Genomic DNA, 21,437 nt, shown 5'->3' on the forward strand with positions numbered 1-21,437 from the left:
GTTTTCGGACAAGCGACCAACATCGTCCTTTTGGACGTATCTGCTGCCGGTGCCGAAATCTAAATTGGCAGCCATGGATACGAATAACGACTTTCAAGACAAGGTGGTGCTGGTCACCGGCGGCACCAAGGGCATAGGCAAGGCCATCGCGCAGGGGTTTCTCGCCGCAGGCGCCACGGTGGTGGTCTGCGGGCGCCAGCAACCCGAGGAGCTGCCGTCGACGGGCGGTCGCTGCGCGGAATTCGTGGCCTGCGATGTGCGCGAGGCCCAGGCCGTCAGGGACATGGTCGATGACGTGAAGCGCCGCCATGGCCGCCTGGACGTTCTCGTCAACAACGCCGGCGGCGCTCCCCATGTGGATGCGGCCACGGTATCGCCGCGCTTTCACGAAAGCGTGCTGCGCCTGAATCTCTTCTCGACCCTGCACGCCTCTCAGGCCGCCAATGCCGTGATGCAGCAGCAGGACGGCGGTGGCGTGATCGTCTGCATCGGCAGCATCAGCGCGCTGCGCCCGTCGCCGGGCACGGCGGCCTACGGTGCCGCCAAGGCGGCGGTGCTGAGCCTGGTCAGCTCTCTGGCGGTGGAGTGGGCGCCCAAGGTGCGCGTCGTGGCCGTCAGCCCCGGCCTGGTGCGCACCGAGCAGTCGCATCTGCACTTCGGGGACGAGGCCGGAATCGCCTCGGTCGCTCAGACCATTCCTGCGGGCCGACTGGCCGAACCCGAGGACATTGCCAACGCCTGTCTGTACGTGGCCTCGCAAAGCGCCTCCTACATGAGCGGCACCAACCTGCTGCTGCATGGAGGCGGCGAGCGCCCTGCTTTCCTGGGCGCATCGAACTCGGAATCCGCTCAGCAGAAACACTGAATTTCAAAGGAGACAATCTTGACCGATCAAGACTGGATGTCAGAAGTCCGCAGCTATGTGGGCAAGCAGTACGGGCGTGTCTATGCCTGGGACAAGGTCAACCGCCCCATGATTCGTCAGTGGTGCGAGCTGATGGGCGTGGCGGTGAAGACCGACAAGGCGGGCAAGACCATTGCTCCTCCCGCCATGCTGCAGGTCTGGTGCATGGAAGGGCCGGTGCAGAACAACTATCCGCCGGGCTCCACGAACGAGAATCCCTATGAGGTTCTGAAGCTGATCGAAGCGCACGGCTTTCCCTCCACCGTGGCGGTGAATTCGGAACTGAGCTTCGAGCGCGATGTGGTCGAGGGAGAGGACCTGTACTACACGACTCGCCTGGAGGCCATCAGCGAGGAAAAGACGACGGCCCTGGGAACAGGCTACTTTGTGACGCAGATCATGGAGTATTTCTCGATCAATGCCCGGGGCGGAGAGGACGAGAAAGTCGGCCAGCTGATGTTCCGCGTTTTCAAGTTCCGGCCCGCCCATGCGCCAAAGGCCGAACCCGCGCCGGCGGCGGCCGCGAAGATCAAGCGGCCCGCTCCTGGCGTGAGCGACGACAACCGCTTCTTCTGGGAAGGGCTCAAGCAAGGCAAGCTCCTGATTCAGCGCTGCAAGAGCTGCGGCGATCTGCACCACCCGCCGGGTCCCGTCTGTCCCGAGTGCCATTCGTTCGAATGGGACACCGTCCAGGCCAGCGGCCAGGGCACGGTGTACTCCTTCGTGGTCATGCACTACCCGGAGGTGCCGCCTTTCGATCATCCCAATCCCATCGGCCTGGTGGAGCTGCAGGAGGGTGTGCGCGTGATCGCCCAGCTCGTCGGCGTCGAGCCTGGCCAGGTGCAGATCGGGCAGAAGGTGCAGGTGGAGTTCAACACCTTCGACGGTGATCTGACTCTGGCCCAGTTCCGTCCCGTGGCCTGATGCGAGGAGGCCGTCATGGATTTTCAACTCAGTGAAGACCAGCGTGCGTTTGCCGACATGGCGCAAAGCCTGTTTGCCGACTATTGCACGGACGACAAGCTGCGCGAGCACGATGCCTCGGGTCAGCCCTTCATGCAGGAGCTGTGGCAGCAGTGCGTGGCCGCAGGCCTGCACAGCATCCTGGTGCCGGAAGCTGCGGGCGGCATGGGTCTGGGCATGGGCGAGATGCTGGCCGTGCTGGAGCAGCAGGGCCGTGCGCTGGCCCAGGTTCCGCTGTGGCAGCAGCAGGTCGCTGCAGCCGCAGTTGCCAGGTTTTCCGAAGGTCAGGATGACGTCGTCCAGTCAGCCATGCAGGGCGAGTTGCTGGCTTTGTCGCTGCAGGCTGCCGTGGCCACGCGTGGAGCGGCGCTGCAGCTGCACGGGCAGCGGCTCACGGGCCAGCTGCAGGCCGTGCCGCTGGGCGAACAGGCTCGGATGGCGCTGGTGGCTGCGGCGGCGGGCGACGAGATCAGGCTGGTGCTGGTGAGCCTGCTGGCCGACGGCGTCAGCCGTGTGGGCGGAATGCGCCAGGACTATTGCGCGGTGGCGGACGTCTGCTTTCGCAACACGCCGGTGCTGGCGGTGCTGGGCGATCGCGCGCTGGACTGGGTCCAGGAGACCGCCATCGCCTGCCTGGCCAGCCTTCAGCAGGGCGTGACGCAGGAGCAATTGCGCCGCACGGTGGAGTATGTAAGCGAGCGCAAGCAGTTCGATCGGCCCATAGGGACCTTTCAGCTGGTCCAGGGCCAGATGGCCGACGGCTACATCCTCATGCAGGCCCAGCGCAGCGCACTGAGCCAGCTGGTCTGGCGTCTGGATGCCGGCCTGCCCTGCGTGCCGCAGGCCCATGCGGTGCGCGCCCAGTCCAGCGAACTGGGCCTCAGGGTAGGCCGCGTTGCACAACATGTGCACGGCGGCATGGGGGTGGATGTGACCTATCCCATGCACCGATTCATGTTCTGGTGCCGTGCGCTGGCTGCCGAGCTTGGCAGCGCCGAGCAGCACCTGGAAGCGCTGGGCCGTTGGCTCGCAGACAACGACACGCTCGGCTGGAAGTACGACCTGCCCGAGGACCGCTAAGGAGACAACAACATGGCCAATCAATCTATTCGCTTCGAGACGGTGAACGTGGGCGACGAGCTGCAATCCGTGAGCGTGCCCATCACCGTGCCGCTGATTGCCGGCGGCGCCATCGCCACGCGCGACTATTTCCCCGGTCACCATGACCGCGACGCTGCACGCGGGCTGGGCTCGCCCCATATCTTCATGAACATCCTGACCACCAACGGTCTGGTGCAGAGCTTTGTCGAGAGCTGGGCGGGCAACGAGGCGCGCCTCCTGGACCTCAGGATTCGCCTGGGTGCGCCCAACTACCCCGGCGACACCATGACGTTCACGGGCTCGGTGATCGAGAAGAACGAGGCCACGCGCAGCGTTCAGATCGCGCTCAAGGGCAGCAATTCCATGGGCTCCCATGTCAGCGGCACTGTGCAAGTGGCCCTGGTCTGAGAACAGAAAGCGGAGACATTCCTTTGAACGATATGAATATTTCCGGTCGCGCCGCCATTGTGGGTCTGGGCGCAACAGAATTTTCCAAGAACTCGGGCCGCACCGAGCTGCGCCTGGCCATGGAAGCCACGCTGGCTGCGCTGAGCGATGCCGGCATCGACCCCAAGGAGGTGGACGGATTTTCCTCCTACTCCGTGGACAAGGTTCCCGAGTACGAAATCGCCCGCCTGCTCGGGGCTCGCAATGTGAGCTTTTTCTCGCAGGTGCCGCATGGCGGCGGTGCGGCCTGCGGCCCCGTGCTGCATGCGGCCATGGCCGTGGCCACGGGCATTGCCAAGACCGTCGTGGTCTACCGTGCCATGAATGAGCGCAGCTGGTACAGGTTCGGCACCGGCAGCTATGGCTTCGGCAGCACGCCGTTCTTCGACAATGTGAACTATGGCTGGTACATGCCCCATGGCTTTCACACCCCGGCCTCCTGGGTGGGCATGTTTGCGCGCCGCTACATGCACTGCTTCGGCGCTACCAGCGAGGACTTCGGCCGCGTGGCCGTGGCCGTGCGCGACTTCGCAGCCACCAATCCCAAGGCCTTTTTCTACGGCAAGCCCATCACGCTGGAGGAGCACCAGGCCAGCCGCTGGATCTGCGAGCCGCTGCACCTGCTGGACTGCTGCCAGGAGTCCGACGGTGCCGTGGCCATGGTCATCACATCGAGCGATCGCGCACGCGAGATGAAGGCCAAGCCGGTCTACATCAAGGCGGCGGCCCAGGGCATTTCCGAGGGCCAGCAGTCGATGACATCGTTCTACCGCGAAGACATCACCGGTCTGCCCGAGATGGGTCATGTCGCCAGACAGCTGTGGCAGCAAAGCCGCCTGACGCCCAAGGATGTTCAAAGCGCAGTGCTGTACGACCATTTCTCGCCCTTTGTGCTCCCCCAGCTCGAGGAGTTCGGCTTCGTCAAACGCGGCGAGGCCAAGGACTTCATCCGTGGCGGCGAGCATGCGCGCGGCGGCTCCCTGCCCATCAACACCCATGGCGGCCAGCTGGGCGAAGCCTACATCCACGGCATGAACGGCATTGCCGAAGCCGTCCGTCAGATCCGCGGCAGCTCCGTCAACCAGGTCAGGGACGTGCACAACATGGTGGTGACCGCCGGTACCGGCGTGCCCACCAGCGGTCTGATTCTGGGCGACGAGGCCTGATGCAAGGAAGACATCCATGTTCATTGACCTGACTCCCGAGCAGCATGCGCTGCGCCTGAAATGCCGCGACTACTTTCAGGCCCTGATGACACCCGAACTCAAGGCCCGCATGCGCGGTGCCGAAGGCGGAGACGAGTACCGCGCGCTGATCCGCAGGATGGGGCGCGATGGCTGGCTGGCGATTGGCTGGCCCAAGGAGTTCGGCGGCCAGGGCCTGTCGGCCACCGAGCAACTGATCTTCTTTGAGGAGGCGAACATCGCCGGGGCGCCGCTGCCGTTCGTGACCATCAGCACCGTCGGTCCCGCGCTGATGGAGCATGGCACCGAGGCGCAGAAGAAGGAGTTTCTGCCGGGCATGGCCAGTGGCGACATCATCTTCGCCATTGGCTACTCCGAGCCCGGTGCGGGCTCCGACCTGGCCGTGCTCAAGACACAGGCCCAGCTGCACGGCGATCTGCAGACAGGTCACTTTGTGGTCAACGGCCAGAAGCTGTGGACTTCGGGCATCGAGTCGGCCGACTACGTGTGGCTGGCTGCGCGCACCGACCAGGAGCTGGCCCGGCACAAAGGTATTTCCATCATGGTGGTGGATACCCGGGATGCGGGCTTCTCGCACACGCTGATCCAGACCGTGGGCAATTACACGGCAGCCACGTATTTCGACAATGTTCAGGTGCCCGCCGCACGTTTGATCGGCGAGCTCAATGGCGGCTGGAAGCTGATCACCGCCCAGCTCAACCACGAGCGCCTGGGGCTCGGTGCCTGGTCGGACAAGGTGTTCGGCCCCTTCGCCAAGGTGCTCCAGTGGGCCAAGGCCCGGGACGAGCAGGGGCGCCGTGCGGTGGATCAGGCGTGGGTCCGACGCAGTCTGGCCGAATGCTATGCCCGCCTGGAAGCCATGCGGCTGACCAACTTCCGCATCGCGGCGAGTCTGGAGGCCGGCGCCATGGATGTGGGCCTGGCATCGGCCACCAAGGTCTATGGCTCGGAAAGCGTGGTCGAGGTGCTGCATCGGCTGATGGACATTGTGGGCAGCAGCGCTCTGGTGCGCGGCGGCTCGGCGGCCGCCTACCTGATGGGCGAGCTGGAATACGAGCTGCGCGCCTCCACCATCAACACCTTCGGCGGTGGCACGAACGAAATCCAGCGCGAGCTGATCGCCCAGTTCGGCCTCGGCATGCCGCGTCCTCAGCGCTGATCGACGACATCTCACACATCAAGAATACCAAGGAGACATGTGATGAGCGACACGACTGTGGTGTCGCGCGAGCAGACCCAGCTCAAGCTGGATCGCCGCGCGCCCATTGCGGCCAAGTACATGGCCGATACGCCCTACACCATGGCCGATCGCCTGGAGGACTGTGCGCGGGATTTTGGCGAACGCATCTTTCTGATTGAAGGGGATGTGCGCTACACCTATGCGCAGTTCAATCAGCGCGCCAATCAGGTGGCCCGTGCGCTGCATGCGCAGGGGGTCAGAAGGGGAGATGTGGTGGCCATGGCCATCGAGAATCGTCCCGCATTCTTCTTTGCCTGGTTCGGCGTGGCCAAGCTCGGAGCCGTGGTGGCCTTCATCAACACCCATGTGACGGGCAAGCCACTGACGCATGCGCTGGAGGTGACCCGTGCCGGCCATGTGATCGTGGGCGAGGAATGTGCGGAGCGCTTTGCGCAGACCGAGGGTCTGAATGCCGCGCTGAATTACTGGCACTGGCCCGACGAGGACAGGCCTGCGGCCGGGGGCATCCCGCCGCACTTCGGGCCGGATCTGCAGGCGCTGGCCATGAGCCAGGACGGCGCCGCCGTGCCGCTGGCATGGCGCGAGGGCGTGCGGGCTGGCGACACGGCGCAGTACATCTTCACTTCCGGGACCACGGGCCTGCCAAAAGCCGCAGTCATCAGCCATGCACGCTGGCTGATGGCCGGAGATTCCATGCAGCTGCTGTGGGAAATCACCCGGGACGACTGCTTCTACTGCTTTCTGCCGCTCTACCACGGCGCGGCGTCCATGTCGCTGACCGCAACCGCCATGGCCGCAGGTGCGCGCATCGTGGTGCGCCGCAAGTTCAGCCGCAGCGAGTTCTGGCGCGATGTCCGCACGCATGGCATCAGCTTTTGCCAGTACGTGGGTGAGATCTGCCGCTTTCTGCTCAGCGCGCCTGCGACCGACAGGGACCGGGAGCACAGCTTGCGCAAGATGGCCGGAACCGGTCTGACGCCGGAGATCTGGCAGCAATGGATAGCACGCTTTGGTGCCGTGTTCCAGATCTATGAGGGCTGGGGCGGCACGGAGTCCAACACCAACACCATCAACCTGGACAATCGGATCGGCTCCTGCGGTCGCGTTCCCTTCTGGGAAAAAACCAATTTGCGGCTGGTCCGCTACGACCAGGAGAAAGGCGATTACATCCGCGACGAGAACGGCTTTCTGCAACTCGCCGGTGTGAACGAGCCCGGTGAGGCCATCGGCAGGGTCATCCAGTATCCCGGCGTGGTGGCCGGGCGCTTCGAGGGCTATACCAGCGAGGAAGCCTCGGAGAAGAAGCTGTTGCGCAATGTCTTCCAGCATGGCGACGTGTGGTGGTCTTCGGGGGATCTGCTGCGCTGCGACGAAGACGGCTATTGCTGGTTCGTGGACCGCATCGGCGATACCTTTCGCTGGAAGAGCGAGAACGTCTCGACCATGGAGGTCGGCGATGCCCTGGGGGACTTCAGGGGGCTGGATGCAATCACCGTCTATGGCGTGCAGGTTCCCGGACACGGTGGCCGTGCAGGCATGGCCGCACTGGTGATGCAGGAGGGCGCACGGTTCGACCCCAAGGCATTCTGGGATCTGGCCGTTTCCCGCCTGCCGCGCTATGCAGCGCCGCTGTTCCTGCGCCTCATGGATACGCCGGACATGACCGGCAACTACAAGCTGCGCAAGGTCGATCTGCAAAGGCAGGGGTATGACAATGTCCCGGGCAGCGATCCGCTTTTCGTGCGCAATGACAGACTGCAGACTTATGTGCCGTTGACGGCCGAGGCGGTCGAGGAGGCTCTGCGTGGCTAGCGTCGTCGCGCAGGAGCGCGTACGGGCCAAGCCCGCAGATGTGCTGCGCTACCCCTTGGTGCCGCCCGCAGCCGATGGCAGCCATGTGGAGATCGTGCCAGGCCTGCTGTGGCTGCGCATGCCCATGCCCATGGCCCTGGACCACATCAATGTCTATCTGCTCAGGGACGGCGACGGCTGGGCACTGGTGGATACGGGACTGGGCATTCCAGGCACCTTCGAGCTGTGGGAGAAGATCTTTTCGCAGAAGCTGGCCGGACAGCCTCTGACCCGGGTGATCTGCACTCACTGCCACTATGACCATGCGGGGGCGGCATGGTGGCTGCAGGAGCGCTTTGGCGTGCCGCTGCTCATGACCTCCGGAGAGTTCATGATGCTGCGCTCGCTGATGGGGCCGCCGCCCGATCCGCTGCCCGAGGCGCATCGGGAGTTCTATGCCCGTGCAGGGGTGAGCAGCGAGGAGCTGGACAGCATGCTGGCGGCGATGCGCAAGGACCCGTTCATGCCCAGGCAGCCCAGCCACTACCAGCGCATTCACCCGGGCGAGCTGCTGCAGATCGGGGAGCGCCAGTGGCGCATCGTGCTGGGTGAAGGACACTCGCCCGAGCATGCCTGCCTGTACTGTGAGGACGACGGCATTCTGCTGGCCGGGGATCAGGTGCTGCCGCGCATCACCTCGAACGTGATGGTCAGCCCCATCGAGCCCGAGGGCAATCCCCTCAGGCGCTGGCTCGATTCGCTGCATCGACTGCGCGAGCTGCCGGCCGACACGCTGGTGCTGCCCTCGCATCAGGGGGTGTTCTACGGTCTGCACGAACGCCTGGCGCAGGTGCTGGAGCACCATGCCGAGCAGTTTGCGCTGCTGACCGGGCATCTGGGCCGGGTGGGCCGGGCCACGGCTGCCGAACTGGTGCCGGTGCTCTTTCCCCGGCTGCGCACCCCCGTGGACCGTCTGATGGCCCTAGGGGAAACGATAGCCCATTTGAACCTGCTTCACCAGGACGGAGTGCTGTTGCGCACCGCGGGTGAAGGCAAGATTGCGTATTTCTCTTTGGCCTGAGGTGAGGAAGCCATGACGGACCTGGAAACATTCAAACAAGAAGTGGCGCAGTGGCTGGAGGAAAACTGTCCTGCGAGCATGCGCCGGCCCATAGTCTCCGAGGAGATGGTCTGGGGCAGCTCCAGGCTGCAGTTCATGAACGAGGACCAGAAGCTGTGGTTCGAGCGCATGCGCGACCGTGGCTGGTTTGCTCCGTCCTGGCCGAGGGAGTACGGCGGAGGTGGTCTCACCCCCCAGCAGGCTCGAATCCTGGACACGGAGATGGCCCGTCTCGGCTGCCGGCAGCCCCAGTACAACCTGGGCGTGTGGATGCTGGGGCCGGTCCTGGTGGAGGCTGGAACGCACGAGCAAAAGCTCGAACACCTGGTGCCCATGACGCGAGGGGAGCAGCGCTGGTGCCAGGGATTTTCGGAGCCCAATGCAGGCTCGGATCTTGCCAGTCTCAAGACCTCGGCCAGGCGCGTGACGGACGAGCAGGGCGATGCCTATATCGTCAACGGGGGCAAGATCTGGACGTCGGACGGAGACAAGGGCGACTGGATGTACGCGTTGGTGCGTACCAGCAGCGAAGGCAGGAAGCAGGACGGCATCAGCTTTTTGCTGATCGACATGAAGAGCCCCGGCGTTACGGTCAAGCCCATAGAGCTGATCAGCGGAAAGTCCAGCTTCTGTCAGGTCTTTTTCGACGATGTGCGCGTGCCGGTGCGCCAGCTCGTGGGCCGGGAAGGCGAAGGCTGGGCGTTGGCCAAGAAACTGCTGCAGCACGAACGCGCCGCCATGTCCAAGTTCACGGAAGGGGGGGCGCCCTCGCACGATGCTCTGGCGACCGCATTGCCCTATATGCTGGATGAGCAGGGGCAGATCCGCGATGGTGCGCTGCGTGACAGGCTGGCCGGGCTGCTGATGGATGCGCAGGCCTTCGCACTGACCCATCGTCGGGTCACCGAAAAGGCGCTGGCGCGCCAGGATGTGACGGGGCCTTCCAGCATCATGAAGCTGGTGCAGACCGAGCAGGAAGTTGCCAAGTACGAGCTGCTGCAGCAGGTGCTGGGCTTGCGTGGCCTGGGTTGGGAAGCCGGCAATGGCCTCACGGCCGAAGAGATCGAGGTAGGCCGCGCCTGGCTGCGCTCCAAGAGCTACACGATTGCCGGCGGCAGTTCGGAGGTACAGCTCAACATCATCGCCAAGCGGGTGCTGGAGCTGCCTTGAGCCGCTGGCTGCAGCAGGGCTTGTCCTGCTGCGGCGCCAGCGCAGTGGATCATGAAAAGAAATGGAGACCGGAATATGACCATGCTTTTGTCGCAGGAGCAGGAGCTGCTCAGGGACAGCGCGGCAGCCTTTCTCGCGCAGGAAGCGCCTGTGGCCCAGCAGCGTCGCCTGCGGGATGCCAGGGTGGAACAGGGCTTTGATACGCCGCTGTGGCAGCAGATGGTGGAGATGGGGTGGCCCGTGGCGGTTCTGCCCGAGTCGCATCAAGGACTGGACGTAGGCTATCTGGGCATTGGGGCGGTGTTTGAGGCCATTGGCCGCAACCTGTCGGCCCAGCCGCTTCTGAGCCAGGCCGTGCTGGCACCGGAGCTGCTCATTCGCGCGGGCTCTGCCGCCCAGCAGGCGCAGTGGCTGCCTTTGCTGGCCAATGGGCAGGCCAGGCTGGCGCTGGCTCTGGAGGACTCATCCGGGCAGTATCCGGCCCATCGATCCGGCACTCTGGCAGAGCGGACCGCCTCGGGCTGGAGCCTGTGCGGTGAAAAGTCCTTTGTGCTGGATGGCGTGGGTGCCAAGGGCTTCATGGTCCTGGCGGTGTCCGAGGAAGGGGTCCCCGGCTTGTGGCTGGTGCCCGCCGACGCTCGGGGTGTCAGCGTCAGCCCGATGCGCATGATCGACAGCCGCAACATGGCGCATGTGCGGTTTGACAAGGTGGCGCTGAGCTCTGAAATGGCGCTGGTGGGCCGGCCGGCGAATCGTGCGCTGGAGGAAGTGCTGGACCGGGGCAGAGCCTGCCTGGCGGCGGAGTCTCTGGGCCTGCTGCGTGAGGTGTTCGAGCGGACGGTGAGCTATCTGAAGGAGCGCGTTCAGTTCGATGTGCCGATCGGCTCGTTCCAGGCATTGCAGCACCGCGCAGCCCGCCTGTATGTGGAGCTTGAACTGCTGCAGAGCAGTGTGCTGGCCGCCCTGGAAGCGATAGATTCCGGCAGCGAAGCCCAGGTTCCCGCGCTGGTCAGCCTGGCCAAGGCGAAGGCATCCGACCTGTGCGAGAGGCTGTGCAATGAGGCCATACAGCTGCATGGTGGCATCGGGGTGACGGATGAGCTGGATATTGGTCTGTTCTTCAAGCGGGCACGCGTTTTGCAGCGGCTGCTGGGTGATGGCATTTATCACCGCAACCGCTTTGCACAACTGAAAGGTTTCTGAGATGAGCGATGCCTTGGTTTCCATGGGTGAACAGATCAGGCGCATTCGCGCGCAGCTGACGGCGCCGGGCGCGGCCTTCGAAGTGCAGCAGATCACGCTGCCCGACGGACGCAGCGTGGCCGCTTATCGCAATGCATTTCAAACTCTTGCCCAGGTGATAGACGCAGGCCGGGTCCACGGTGCGGCCGAGTTCCTGGTCTATGGGGAGGATCGCTGGACTTTCGATCGCTTCTTTGCAGCCGCCGATGCGCTGTCCAGCCGCTTGCAGAAGCGGCACGGGATCAAGGCCGGAGACCGGGTGGCCATCGCCATGCGCAACCGTCCCGAGTGGGCGGTGGCCTTTGCGGCTGCAGCCCAGCTGGGCGCGGTGCCGGTTCCGCTGAACAGCTTTGGGCTGAGCAGCGAGCTGATGGCCAATCTGGAGGATACCCGCCCGGTGCTGCTGTTCTGCGACGCAGACCGGCATGCGCGCGTCGTCGAGGCCGTTGCACGAACGGCCATCAAGACGGTGGTGGTGGATGGCGAGGGGGGCGATCTGAGCTGGCAGGAGCTGACGGCCGGAGGCCATGATGGCTTCGTGTCGCCATCGCTGAGTGCCGACGCCCCTGCGCTGATTCTGTTCACATCGGGTGCCACCAGCCGTGCCAAGGGTGTGGAGTCGACACACCGCGCCGTGTGCCAGGGCATCTTCAACATCGACTTCATCGGCGCCGTGGCGGCCATGACGTCGCCGGACGCCATCGCCGCGATCATGGCGCGACAGCTCCAGCCCACGACCCTGTCGGCGGTGCCGCTGTTCCACGTCAGCGGCCTGCATGCCCAGCTGCTGGTCAGTCTGCGCCATGGTCGCCGTCTGATTTTTGTGCACCGATGGGAACCGGCGAAGGCCGCCGAGCTGATTCGCAAGGAGAAAGTCACGCAGTTCAACGGTGCGCCCAGCATGGTTCAGCAGCTGATTGGTCTGCCGGGCTTCGAGCAGGCTGAGAGCTCCGGCAATCTCTCCGGTGTCGGATTTGGCGGAGCAGGACTGCACCCGCGTCTCATCGATGAGGTGCTGGCCAAGTTCAAAGGGCGCATGTCGGGCATTGGTTTCGGCCTGACCGAGTCCAACGGCGTCTGCGCAGGCAGCTCGGGACGCATGTTCGAGGCGCACCCGCATAGCGCGGGGGTGCTGTCGCCCATCATCGAGGTACGCATTGCCGATCTGGATGGAGCCGTCTTGCCGGTGGGGCAGAGCGGCGAAATCTGGCTGCGTGGCGTGACCCTGATGGAGCGTTACTGCGGTGACGAGGAGGCCACGGCCAAGGCCATGCAGGGCGGCTGGTTCCGTACCGGAGATATAGGCTTCCTGAACGAAGAGGGCTTCCTGACCATCGTCGACCGCATCAAGGATGTGATCAACCGAAGCGGTGAAAAGATTGCTGCGGCCGAGGTCGAGGCCTGCCTGTTGCAGCATGAGTCGCTGGAGGAGGCGGCCGTGTTCTCCATGCCGCACGAGGTCACAGGCGAGCAGGTCGTGGCGGTGGTGGTCGGCAAGCCCTCCAGCGAGGTCACGCCGGAGCTTCTGCGCGATTTCGTGGCACAGCGGCTGGCAAGCTACAAGGTACCGAGCCGGATCGTGGTGCGTGCCGAGCCTTTACCGCGCAATCCCGCCGGCAAGATGCTCAAGGCATCGATTCGCCAGGAGTGTTCACACCTGCTGATCTGACGCCCCGATGGGGCGGTCTGGATCGATTCCGATTTCCCGTACTGAGCCTGCTGCTGCTTCTCGCACCAGCAGGCTTTTTCATGGGGCAGGACGCTTGGAATGACCCATGTGGACTAGGTCTCTAGGGTCTGTCAGTAGTCAACTCAGACGATGGTTGAACAGAGCTGCTGACGCAGTATGCAACTGCCTGCAAACGGCAAAACCATTGGGATTGCACGAGGCGATGTACCTCGTTTGTAGCACCCCCGGGAAATAAGTTCTAGAACCTAGGAGACAGAGATGAAGTTTGTGACAGCCAGGACTCCGCTCGCAGTGGCAGTCGGCCTGATGGTTGCGTCGTCGGTATGGGCCAAGGTGCCGGCGAGCGAGGCAGAGCAGTTGGGCAAGGAATTGACATGCGTGGGGGCTATCAAGGCCGGCAACAAGGAAGGCTCGATTCCCGAATTCACCGGCAAGTGGGCGGGCGCACCTACCGGCGTGGCCCATGTCCAAGCCAGCGGCAAGCATCCCGTGGATATCTATGCCGATGAGAAGCCTCTCTTCGTGATCACCGCAGAGAACATCGAAAAGTATGGCGACAAGCTCAGCCCCGGCCAGAAAGCGATGTTCCAGAAGTACCCCAAGACCATGCAGATTCCGGTCTACAAGGGGCATCGCGATTTCCGCTATACGGACGAAGTCTGCGCGGTCGCCAAGAAGAACGCACTGGAATCCGAGGTAAATCCCGACGGCAACAGCATCAAGGGCAGCCTGGGGGCCATCAACTTCCCGATTCCCAAGACCGGCCTGGAAGTGGTCTGGAACAACCTGCTGCCCACGCGTGCGTACAACGAGCACATTGTTCGCGACATGGCGAACGTGATGTCCGATGGATCCATTGCCTGGGGTCGCCAGGAGAACATCAATCTGAGCGTGGACAGCCTGCCCTCCAGTCTTGGCAAGCCTGTGGAAGGTGTGATGGCCTATAGCCGCACTCGCGTGCTGGCTCCGGAGCGCGAAAAAGGTGGTGTGACCCACACGGTCGAACCGGTGAACTTTGCCAAGGACAAGCGTCTGGCATGGTCTTACGACCCCGGCACACGTCGCGTGCGGCAGGTTCCCGAATACGGCTTTGACCAGCCCATGCCTGGCACTGGCGGCAAGCTGACGATTGACTCTGATCGCCTGGCCAATGGCTCCCCCGAGCGCTACAACTGGAAGCTGGTTGGCAAGAAGGAAATGTACATCCCCGCCAACAACTTCAAGATTCACCAGCCTACGGTGAAGTACGCCGATCTGCTCAAGCCCGGGCATGCCAATCCTGATTTCATGCGCTACGAGCTGCGCCGTGTCTGGGTGGTGGAGGGCACGCTCAAGGAGGGCTTCCGCCATGTCTACGGCAAGCGTGTTCTGTTTGTCGATGAAGACACCGGTCAGGCCGTGGCGTCCGATATGTATGACACACGGGGCCAGTTGTGGCAGCACGCGTTCATCAACTATTACTACTCGCCCGACATCAAGGCCTGGCATGCAGGCACGTCCTTCTATCACGACCTGAACTCCGGCGGTTACATGGGCTACAACCTTTTTCAGGAGCGCCCCAAGGGTCCGATCCTGAACAAGGGTGATCTCGTGCCCGCCATGTTCACACCCGAAGCCGCACGCAACGCGGGCAACTAAGTTTTATCAACGAGCGACTCACTATGAAAAACAACATGAAGAAACTCACTCCCATCGCAGTGGCGGCGCTGCTGTCTCTGGGCGCGGGAGCGGTTCAGGCGGGGGAGACTGTCGAGCTGGGCGATGGTCTCAAGTTCGACTGGCGTCTGAACGTGAGCTATGGCCTGGGTGTCCGTCTGGACAACCCGTCGCCGGTGCTGAACACGGACGGCAACAACAACTTCAAGAAGGGTGCGCTGACGGCCAACCGCCTGGGTGCCGTCTGGGAGAGCAAGCTGTCCAAAGGCGATAGCGGCTTCGTGCTGAATGCCAGCACCTTCTATGACGACGTCTATCACCAGCGCAATGACAACAAGGGCCCGATCAGCACGCCCGGTCCCGTGGACCAGTTCAACTCCGGTGCCAAGCGCTATGGCGGCGGCTATTCGCGCCTGCTGGATACCTACGCCTACACCAGCTTCAACATGGGGGAGACCCGCGCCACGGTACGTCTGGGCAAGCAGGTGGTGAACTGGGGCGAGTCCATGTATTTCGCCAATATCGCTGCAGCCCAGGGTCCCAGCGATGCGGCAAAAGCGGCCTCGCCCGGCGCCGAAGTCAAGGAAATCCTGCTGCCTGAAGACCAGATCTCGGCGTCGCTGGAAGTCAGCCCCAAGCTCTCGCTGCTGGGCCACTACCAGTTCGGCTTCCATGAGACGCTGCTGCCTGCTCCCGGCATGTACACCAGCACCAGCAATGCCTTGGGACCGGGTGCCTCCTGCCTGGGCGTCTACAACGGTGCAACCTGTCGCGGCCTGCGACGCGGCAATGACATCCGCCCCAGCAGTGCGGGCCAGTGGGGTATCGGCGGGCGCTACCGCGTGACCGACGAAACGGAAGTCGGCCTGTACTACCTGAACTACAACGACCGCACTCCCTCGCTGGTCGTGAACATGAATGGCGCAATACCGACGGGCTACCAGGTGCGCTATTTCGACGACATCAAGATGCTGGGAACGACCGTCAGCACGACGTTCGGCAAGTTTTCCGCCTTTGGTGAAGCCAGCTACCGCAAAGGCACGCCCGTGCTCAACGGCAACGGTGTGGCGGTGCGCGGCGATGTGGTTCAGGGCAACGTCGGCGGTATCTTCAATATCGGCCGTACCGGTATCGCGGACGACATGTCCCTGGCCGCCGAAATCTCCGGCTCCCGCGTGATCAGCGTGGCCGATGGCAGCTCCACCGACAACCTGAACTTCAAGACCCGCAACTCCCTGGTGGCCGGCGCGACCCTGACGCTGGGCTATCCCGGCATCTTCGAAGGGTGGGACCTGAGCATTCCCATCAGCTATCAGTCGCAACTGCGGGGCCGCTCCCTGGTCGGCACCTTCGGCGGCGGCCAGAGCGACAGCCGGTTGAGCCTTGGCGCCACCTTTGTGCGCAAGAGCAATTTCTCGATCAACGTGGCCTATATCAACTACCTGGGCAATCCTTCTGCAGATGCCTTGCGTGCACGCCCTCTGGCCGACCGCGACCAGCTGTCTGTGACCGCCAAGTACTCGTTCTGACGCATCCCGACGGGCCAGCACCACAGAAGCCCGGCTCTCCGGGCTTTTGTGTTTGATAAGGAGGCATACCAATGCTAAGACCGACCGGAAGATGGGCCGCTCCTTTGCGGGCCGTGGCTCTGGGCCTGGTGAGCACCGCGGCTGGGGCACAGCATCTGTTCGATGCGTTGCCGCCCTTGCCCAAGGTGGCTCCCTTGATGGCCCCCACCGAGCTGCGCGGAGATACGCAAGGCGACATCCGTTTCAAGTCCAGCAGCCCGTACGACCTGGATGTGCTGCTCGGCCAGCCCGCCAGGGCTGAGCCCACCATGGGCATGGGCAAGCTGTTCCTGCCCAAGGGTGCCAGCGACAGGAAGCAGGTGCCTGCCATGGTGGTGCTGCCAGGCGGTGCGGGGGCTATTCCCGGACGCGAGAACGACATGGCCCAGATGCTGGCCGACAATGGCATCGCTGCATTGCTGGTCGATAGCTTCAAGCCGCGCGGCATCAGCGAAGACATGTCCTATGCGTTCAAGATCATGGGAACCTCCGAGTTCGATGCCGTGGCTGATGCCTATGCCGCACTCAAGGCCTTGAACAAGCACCCGGCCATCGATGGCTGGCGCATCGGGGTGATGGGTTTTTCGAAAGGCGGTGTCGCGGCACGCCTGAGCCTGGATGCACGCATTCGTGACAAGCTGGCGCCTTTCATCCAGCCCTTTGCCCTGCATGTGGACTTCTACGGGCCCTGCTACGCGCTGCTGCAGTCGCGCAAGACCACCGGTTCGCCCCTTCTCAGCTTCCGCGCGGGGGAGGATGCATCCAACGACCTGGTCGCGTGTGCGCAGCAGGAAAAGATCCTGCGTGAGGCGGGCTCTGAAGTCAGCACCGTGGTCTATGCCAGGGCCGGCCATGACTGGGAAAGCGAGAGGCCGCGCGAGATGACGGATCGCCCCTATCTGGCCGGCTGCACGATCGAGTTCAACGACAGGGACTTTCCCGTCCTCAATGGCCAGCCTCTGATTCCCGCCGGCGCCCAGACCGATCGGCAGACGCGTTACAGGATACGGGTGCAAAGCGGCAAAGCACTGGGAGACTGCGTCAAGGTAGGCTATATCGCCGGACGCGACGAGACCGCACGCAGCCTGGCTGCCAAGCAGCTGCTGCAGTTTCTCAAGGTGAAGTTTGAACAGTAGGCAAGGCTCTCGGGGCGCAGCCAGGCCAGCGATCGCTGGCCTTTTTCATGTCCTGCGTCTGATTGGACAGCATAGGCATGAACCGATCCATGGAGTCGCTGATCAATGGAAAAGCCGCGCGTCCGGGGCTGCGCGGCCTGGTGAAGTCCTGCGGCTCAGGTGGCGGGTTGCAGCACGCTGCGATCCCCGAGCTCCAGCAGCATCGTCATGCTGCGCTTGTGAATGCGCCAGCCTGCCGGCATCCGCACCCATTCGTCTTCGTAAAAGCCGATGGCGTCGTAGCGCAGATGGCTGCGTGCCCCCAGTCCTTGGTGCACGGCACGCACCTGAATCCTGCTGCGCGGTCGATCCGGGTCGTGGGCATCGACCTCCAGATTGCCCAGCAGATGCTGCGTGGGGCCGCAGCCGTCAAGGTGTGAGCTGATCATGCGGCGCACCTTGGCGATCCCCTCGCAGCGGTAACTGCCACCATAGACCGTGGTGCAGTCGGGCGCGAACACCTGCTGCAGCATGTCCCAGTCGCGGGTGTCGCAGGCCGTGGCATAGCGGATCAGGGGCTGGGTCAGGGCATGCTCCAGGAGAAGCTGCTCCAGCGTGCTTGCTGCGGTCTGCATCACACCTTGCCGTTCACGGAGGACTGGGGTTCTGGTTTGAGCATGCCACCTGCGTGGCCGATGCCGCCTGCGCTGCCTGCGGGGGCATGTCGGGGCTGCCGTTGCAGTCGCCTGACACGTGCCCTGGCTTCGGCCACGCCCACATTCAACCAGTAGGCCATGGCGGGCAGCAGAAAGATGGCGCCCAGCATGTTCACCAGGAACATGAAGGCCAGCAGGATGCCCATGTCGGCCTGGAACTTCAGCGCCGAGAAAGCCCAGGTGCCCACGCCGATGGACATGGTCAGCGCGGTGAAGATGGCGGCGTTGCCCCGCTGACGCATGGCTTCATAGAAAGCCTCGCGCAGCGTGATGTCGCGCTCGCGCAGCTCGTGCTGCATGCTCTCGAACAGATAGATGCCGTAGTCCACACCCACGCCCACCCCCAGGGCCACCACGGGCAGCGTGGGGACCTTGAGGCCAATGCCCAGCATGGCCATCAAGGCGTTGCAGAGTATGGAAACGATAGCCAGGGGCACGACGATGCACAGCACGGCGCGCCAGCTGCGGAAGGTCAGCCAGCACAGCAGCGTGATGGCGCCAAAGATGGAGCCCAGCATCTGCACTTCGGCATGTTCCACGGCTTCGTTGGTGGCGGCCGCGACGCCGGCATTGCCCCCTGCCAGCAGGAACTTGACGTTGGGCGTCTTGTCCGCCGCGATGAAGCGGCGTACCTCGTCCACCACGTGGGTCAGCGTGGCGCCTTCGTGGTCCTTGAGGAAGACCTGCAGATTGATGACCTTGCAGCCCTCGGTGTTCAGGCCCAGATCGGGAGACAGTGCCTTGGCCCCCGAGCGCAACGCGGCTTCGGTGCGCTGCAGCGCCGCCCAGCGGGGATTGCCCTCGTTGTTGCTGGATGCCGCAATCTTGGCCAGACCGGAGACGGTGGAGACCGATTGCACGCCGTCGACCCGTCGCATGCGCGATTCGAAGCGCTCCACGGCATTCATCACCTGCCAGTTCAGGCAGCCTTCGTCGAGATTGGAGGTTTCCACGAAGACGGAGAGCACATCCATGCCGATCGAGTAGCTGCCGATGATGTTGTCGTTGTCCCGGTTGTAGCGCGATTCGGCACGCAGCTCGGGCGCACCCGTGCCTACGTCACCGGTCAGCAGCCTGCGCGACTCGTAGGTGCCGGCCGCCAGCAGCACCAGCGACACCGCAAGCGTCAGTGCGGCGGGGCGGGACTCGGCCAGTGCCGACAGCTTCCACCAGAGCGGGTTGCGGCCGTTGGCGGTCGGGGTGGGAGCCTGCAAGGCTTTCTTCTCCAGCCGCAGATTGGCCAGCACCGCAGGCAGGAAGACCTTGTTGGTGATGATCATCAGCAGCACGCCCATGCAGGCAGTCACACCCAGCTCGTGAACGATGGGGATGTCGATCAGCATGATGACCATGAAGCCCAGGGCATTGGTCAGCAGCGCCAGGGCACCGGGAATGGCCAGCTTGCGAATCGCGTTCTCGGCGGCCAGGCTGGAGCTGAGGCCGGCGCGCACGTCATGTTTCCAGGCGCCTGTCATCTGCACGGCGTGGGATACGCCGATGGAGAAGATCAGAAAGGGCACGAGGATGGACATGGGATCGATGCCGTAGCCGATCAGCGGCAGGATGCCCAGCAGCCAGATCACAGGCAGCAATGCCACGGCCAGGCCGACCACCGTGATGTTGGTGGACCGGGTATAGAGGCGCAGCATGATGGCCGTGATGACAAAGGCGATGGCGAAGAAGGTCATGACCGTGGTCAGCCCTTCCATCACGTCGCCCAGCACCTTGGAGAACCCGATGATGTGAATCGAGATGTCCTTGCTTTCGAACTTGCTGCGGATCTCCTCCAGGCGCTGCGCAACCTGGTGATAGTCGAGCTTCTCGCCGCTCTTGGGGTCGACCTCGAGCAGGTCGGCCCGCACCATGGCGGACTTCAGATCGTTGCTGACCAGGGAGCCGATCTGGCCGGACTTGGCCACGTTGGAGCGCACCTGTGCCAGTCCCTGCTCGTTGGCCTCGAAGCGGGACGGGATCAGTACCTCGCCCACATAGCCGTCTTCGGTGATCTCGATGTATTTCACGTTCGGTGTGAACAGCGAGTACACCTGGCCGCGATTGACGCCGGGGGTGAAGAAGACTTCGTCCGTCACGCCGCGCAGCGTATCCAGGAATTCCTTGTTGTAGATGTCGCCTTGCCGGCCCTTCCACTCCACGCTCACCAGAATGCGGTTGGCACCGGAGAAGGTGGAGGCATGCTTGAGAAATGCCGACATGTACTCATGGCGCATGGGAATCAGCTTGTTGAAGCCGGGGTCGAGGTGCGTGCGCATGGCGGAGACAGCCAGCAGCGCCGTGGCGACCAGCGTCAGTACGACGATGGACTTGCTCCACGAGATCAGCCAGCGTGCCGTGGATGCAATGAACCGGTCCAGCCGGCTGGTAGGTTCGCTCAGAGTCATGGGGTCGCTCCTGGGTCAGCCTGAGTGGCTGCCTTGGCTTGTGGTGAAGGGGGGAAGGGCTGCAGACCCGCATCGCTGGACATCCAGCCGCTGTCGGGGCCGGTCAGAACGATGTCGGTCAGGGTGGCGCGGCCTTTGGCGCGTTGCAGACTGAAGCTCTTGCCGCCGTCCTTGCTCAGGCCGAGCATGCTGCCTTGTCCCACCAGGATGATGGTTCCATCCTTTTCCTGCGCATGGCCGAAAAAGGAGACCGGGGCCTGAATTGCCGACTTGAGCCAGGGCATGCCCGGTGCGGCCTGTACGAAGGCGTTGCCGCGCATGCCGTAGATCAGCCATCCGCCTTCGCGCGTTGCCATGGCGTTGTAGAAGGAGCCCTTGTAGAACTCTGGCTCGATCTGCCAGTTGGCGCCGGAGTCTTCGGATCGAATGACCAGACCGCGCTCGCCCACGATCAGCCAGTGCTTGCCGTCCTCGGTGCTGGCAATGCGGTTCATGTGCTTGTCCTCGACCTCTGCGGGCAGGGCCAGAGGCTCCCAGGTCTGGCCGTTGTCCCTGGAGGTGATGGCACGGCCGAAGGCGCCGACGCTGATCCAGTCGCCCGAGGGAAGGCGTGCGATCGACATCAGAGGCTCACCGTTTTCCTTGGAGAAGGCGACCTCCTCCCAGGTGCTGCCGCTGTCTTTGCTGCGCAGAATCCAGCCCTCATGACCCACGGCAAAGCCGGTCTTTCTGTCGGGCGCAAAAGCCATGCTGATGAGGAGTGCCTGGCGCTGCTCCTTGATCCGTGCCTGCAGCCAGTGTGCGCCCTTGTCGTCCGAGTACAGGATCTCGCCCAGTGCGCCAGCGGCCAGCAGACGTTCACCCACCTGTGTGACGGTGTTGAAATGGCTGCGCTCGACGCCAATGGTGGTGGGCGCCAGCGGGGGCGGTGTGCGGGGCGCAAAGGCGAGCGCTGAGGCAAAGGCCACCAATGCTGCTGCGCCTATACCGACGGCTGTTTTCACGTTGTCTCCTTGTTGATTCGTACACGCTGTGCATGTATTGCAAACACGGGTGCAGGTTCTTGATTTGGAGCTTCAGCAACATCGTCCGAATGGACGTTTGCCCGGAGAATTAGGGGTATGTACGGGGCCGGCTTTTTAGTCTCTA

Annotated in this window: 17 protein-coding genes; 14 read left to right on the plus strand and 3 right to left on the minus strand. The window is 63.6% G+C overall.

Annotation, left to right across the window (positions count from 1 at the left end; genetic code table 11):
* Positions 1–73: 73 nt before the first annotated feature.
* The 14 genes from E2583_RS07820 to E2583_RS07885 all read left to right on the plus strand — a co-directional run bounded on the left by E2583_RS07820 (position 74) and on the right by E2583_RS07885 (position 17,194).
* Positions 74–865 (plus strand): SDR family oxidoreductase, encoded by a 792-nt coding sequence (locus E2583_RS07820; RefSeq protein WP_291594642.1) that lies wholly within the window; start codon positions 74–76, stop codon positions 863–865.
* 18 nt (positions 866–883) lie between these two features.
* Positions 884–1,828 carry a Zn-ribbon domain-containing OB-fold protein gene (locus tag E2583_RS07825; RefSeq protein ID WP_291594643.1) on the plus strand — a complete coding sequence of 315 codons (945 nt, stop codon included), beginning with the start codon at positions 884–886 and terminating at the stop codon, positions 1,826–1,828.
* A gap of 15 nt (positions 1,829–1,843) precedes the next feature.
* Positions 1,844–2,947, plus strand: coding sequence for an acyl-CoA dehydrogenase family protein (locus E2583_RS07830; protein WP_291594644.1), 1,104 nt, complete (start codon positions 1,844–1,846; stop codon positions 2,945–2,947).
* Between the two features lie 12 nt (positions 2,948–2,959).
* Entirely contained in the window at positions 2,960–3,376 is a 417-nt protein-coding gene (locus E2583_RS07835) for a MaoC family dehydratase (protein ID WP_291594646.1), read from the plus strand.
* A gap of 32 nt (positions 3,377–3,408) precedes the next feature.
* Positions 3,409–4,581, plus strand: a complete 1,173-nt coding sequence (locus E2583_RS07840; RefSeq protein ID WP_291595021.1) for a lipid-transfer protein — start codon at positions 3,409–3,411, stop codon at positions 4,579–4,581.
* Positions 4,582–4,597: 16 nt separating this feature from the next.
* A complete protein-coding gene (locus E2583_RS07845) occupies positions 4,598–5,779 on the plus strand; it encodes an acyl-CoA dehydrogenase family protein (RefSeq protein WP_291594648.1) in 1,182 nt (393 codons plus the stop codon).
* A gap of 42 nt (positions 5,780–5,821) precedes the next feature.
* Positions 5,822–7,633, plus strand: a complete 1,812-nt coding sequence (locus E2583_RS07850; RefSeq protein ID WP_291594649.1) for a long-chain-acyl-CoA synthetase — start codon at positions 5,822–5,824, stop codon at positions 7,631–7,633.
* Entirely contained in the window at positions 7,626–8,693 is a 1,068-nt protein-coding gene (locus tag E2583_RS07855) for an MBL fold metallo-hydrolase (RefSeq protein ID WP_291594650.1), read from the plus strand. Before E2583_RS07850 ends, E2583_RS07855 begins: the two co-directional genes overlap by 8 nt.
* Before the next feature lie 12 nt (positions 8,694–8,705).
* The gene (locus tag E2583_RS07860) at positions 8,706–9,902 is read left to right on the plus strand and encodes an acyl-CoA dehydrogenase family protein (RefSeq protein WP_291594652.1); all 1,197 of its coding nucleotides are present in this window, start codon (positions 8,706–8,708) and stop codon (positions 9,900–9,902) included.
* A gap of 75 nt (positions 9,903–9,977) precedes the next feature.
* The gene (locus E2583_RS07865) at positions 9,978–11,105 is read left to right on the plus strand and encodes an acyl-CoA dehydrogenase (RefSeq protein WP_291594654.1); all 1,128 of its coding nucleotides are present in this window, start codon (positions 9,978–9,980) and stop codon (positions 11,103–11,105) included.
* Between the two features lies 1 nt (position 11,106).
* Complete coding sequence (locus tag E2583_RS07870) at positions 11,107–12,813, plus strand: class I adenylate-forming enzyme family protein (RefSeq protein WP_291594656.1); 1,707 nt, start codon at positions 11,107–11,109, stop codon at positions 12,811–12,813.
* Between the two features lie 279 nt (positions 12,814–13,092).
* Entirely contained in the window at positions 13,093–14,472 is a 1,380-nt protein-coding gene (locus E2583_RS07875) for a DUF1329 domain-containing protein (RefSeq protein WP_291594658.1), read from the plus strand.
* 35 nt (positions 14,473–14,507) lie between these two features.
* Positions 14,508–16,019: a DUF1302 family protein gene (locus E2583_RS07880; RefSeq protein WP_291594660.1), complete on the plus strand. Its 1,512-nt coding sequence runs from the start codon at positions 14,508–14,510 to the stop codon at positions 16,017–16,019.
* A gap of 71 nt (positions 16,020–16,090) precedes the next feature.
* Positions 16,091–17,194 (plus strand): dienelactone hydrolase family protein, encoded by a 1,104-nt coding sequence (locus tag E2583_RS07885; protein WP_291594662.1) that lies wholly within the window; start codon positions 16,091–16,093, stop codon positions 17,192–17,194.
* A 155-nt stretch (positions 17,195–17,349) separates the two neighbouring features.
* Here the strand turns inward: E2583_RS07885 and E2583_RS07890 are convergent, their stop codons facing one another.
* The 3 genes from E2583_RS07890 to E2583_RS07900 are packed head-to-tail and all read right to left on the minus strand — an operon-like array spanning position 17,350 to position 21,292.
* Positions 17,350–17,808 (minus strand): nuclear transport factor 2 family protein, encoded by a 459-nt coding sequence (locus tag E2583_RS07890; protein ID WP_291594663.1) that lies wholly within the window; start codon positions 17,806–17,808, stop codon positions 17,350–17,352.
* On the minus strand, positions 17,808–20,288 hold the full coding sequence (locus E2583_RS07895; protein ID WP_291594664.1) for an MMPL family transporter: 2,481 nt from the start codon (positions 20,286–20,288) through the stop codon (positions 17,808–17,810). Before E2583_RS07895 ends, E2583_RS07890 begins: the two co-directional genes overlap by 1 nt.
* Complete coding sequence (locus E2583_RS07900) at positions 20,285–21,292, minus strand: YCF48-related protein (protein WP_291594665.1); 1,008 nt, start codon at positions 21,290–21,292, stop codon at positions 20,285–20,287. The genes E2583_RS07895 and E2583_RS07900 overlap by 4 nt, the downstream gene beginning before the upstream one ends.
* Positions 21,293–21,437: the final 145 nt, after the last annotated feature.

Origin of the sequence: Comamonas sp., assembly GCF_009360615.1 — a bacterium.
Lineage (GTDB): Bacteria > Pseudomonadota > Gammaproteobacteria > Burkholderiales > Burkholderiaceae_C > Comamonas.

Coding starts and splice junctions, on each gene's coding strand:
- E2583_RS07895 (WP_291594664.1), bottom strand. CDS start 20,288: ATGACTCTGAGCGAACCTACCAGCCGGCTGGACCGGTTCATTGCATCC.
- E2583_RS07850 (WP_291594649.1), top strand. CDS start 5,822: ATGAGCGACACGACTGTGGTGTCGCGCGAGCAGACCCAGCTCAAGCTG.
- E2583_RS07845 (WP_291594648.1), top strand. CDS start 4,598: ATGTTCATTGACCTGACTCCCGAGCAGCATGCGCTGCGCCTGAAATGC.
- E2583_RS07840 (WP_291595021.1), top strand. CDS start 3,409: ATGAATATTTCCGGTCGCGCCGCCATTGTGGGTCTGGGCGCAACAGAA.
- E2583_RS07865 (WP_291594654.1), top strand. CDS start 9,978: ATGACCATGCTTTTGTCGCAGGAGCAGGAGCTGCTCAGGGACAGCGCG.
- E2583_RS07820 (WP_291594642.1), top strand. CDS start 74: ATGGATACGAATAACGACTTTCAAGACAAGGTGGTGCTGGTCACCGGC.
- E2583_RS07890 (WP_291594663.1), bottom strand. CDS start 17,808: ATGCAGACCGCAGCAAGCACGCTGGAGCAGCTTCTCCTGGAGCATGCC.
- E2583_RS07835 (WP_291594646.1), top strand. CDS start 2,960: ATGGCCAATCAATCTATTCGCTTCGAGACGGTGAACGTGGGCGACGAG.
- E2583_RS07860 (WP_291594652.1), top strand. CDS start 8,706: ATGACGGACCTGGAAACATTCAAACAAGAAGTGGCGCAGTGGCTGGAG.
- E2583_RS07830 (WP_291594644.1), top strand. CDS start 1,844: ATGGATTTTCAACTCAGTGAAGACCAGCGTGCGTTTGCCGACATGGCG.
- E2583_RS07870 (WP_291594656.1), top strand. CDS start 11,107: ATGAGCGATGCCTTGGTTTCCATGGGTGAACAGATCAGGCGCATTCGC.
- E2583_RS07885 (WP_291594662.1), top strand. CDS start 16,091: ATGCTAAGACCGACCGGAAGATGGGCCGCTCCTTTGCGGGCCGTGGCT.
- E2583_RS07875 (WP_291594658.1), top strand. CDS start 13,093: ATGAAGTTTGTGACAGCCAGGACTCCGCTCGCAGTGGCAGTCGGCCTG.
- E2583_RS07880 (WP_291594660.1), top strand. CDS start 14,508: ATGAAGAAACTCACTCCCATCGCAGTGGCGGCGCTGCTGTCTCTGGGC.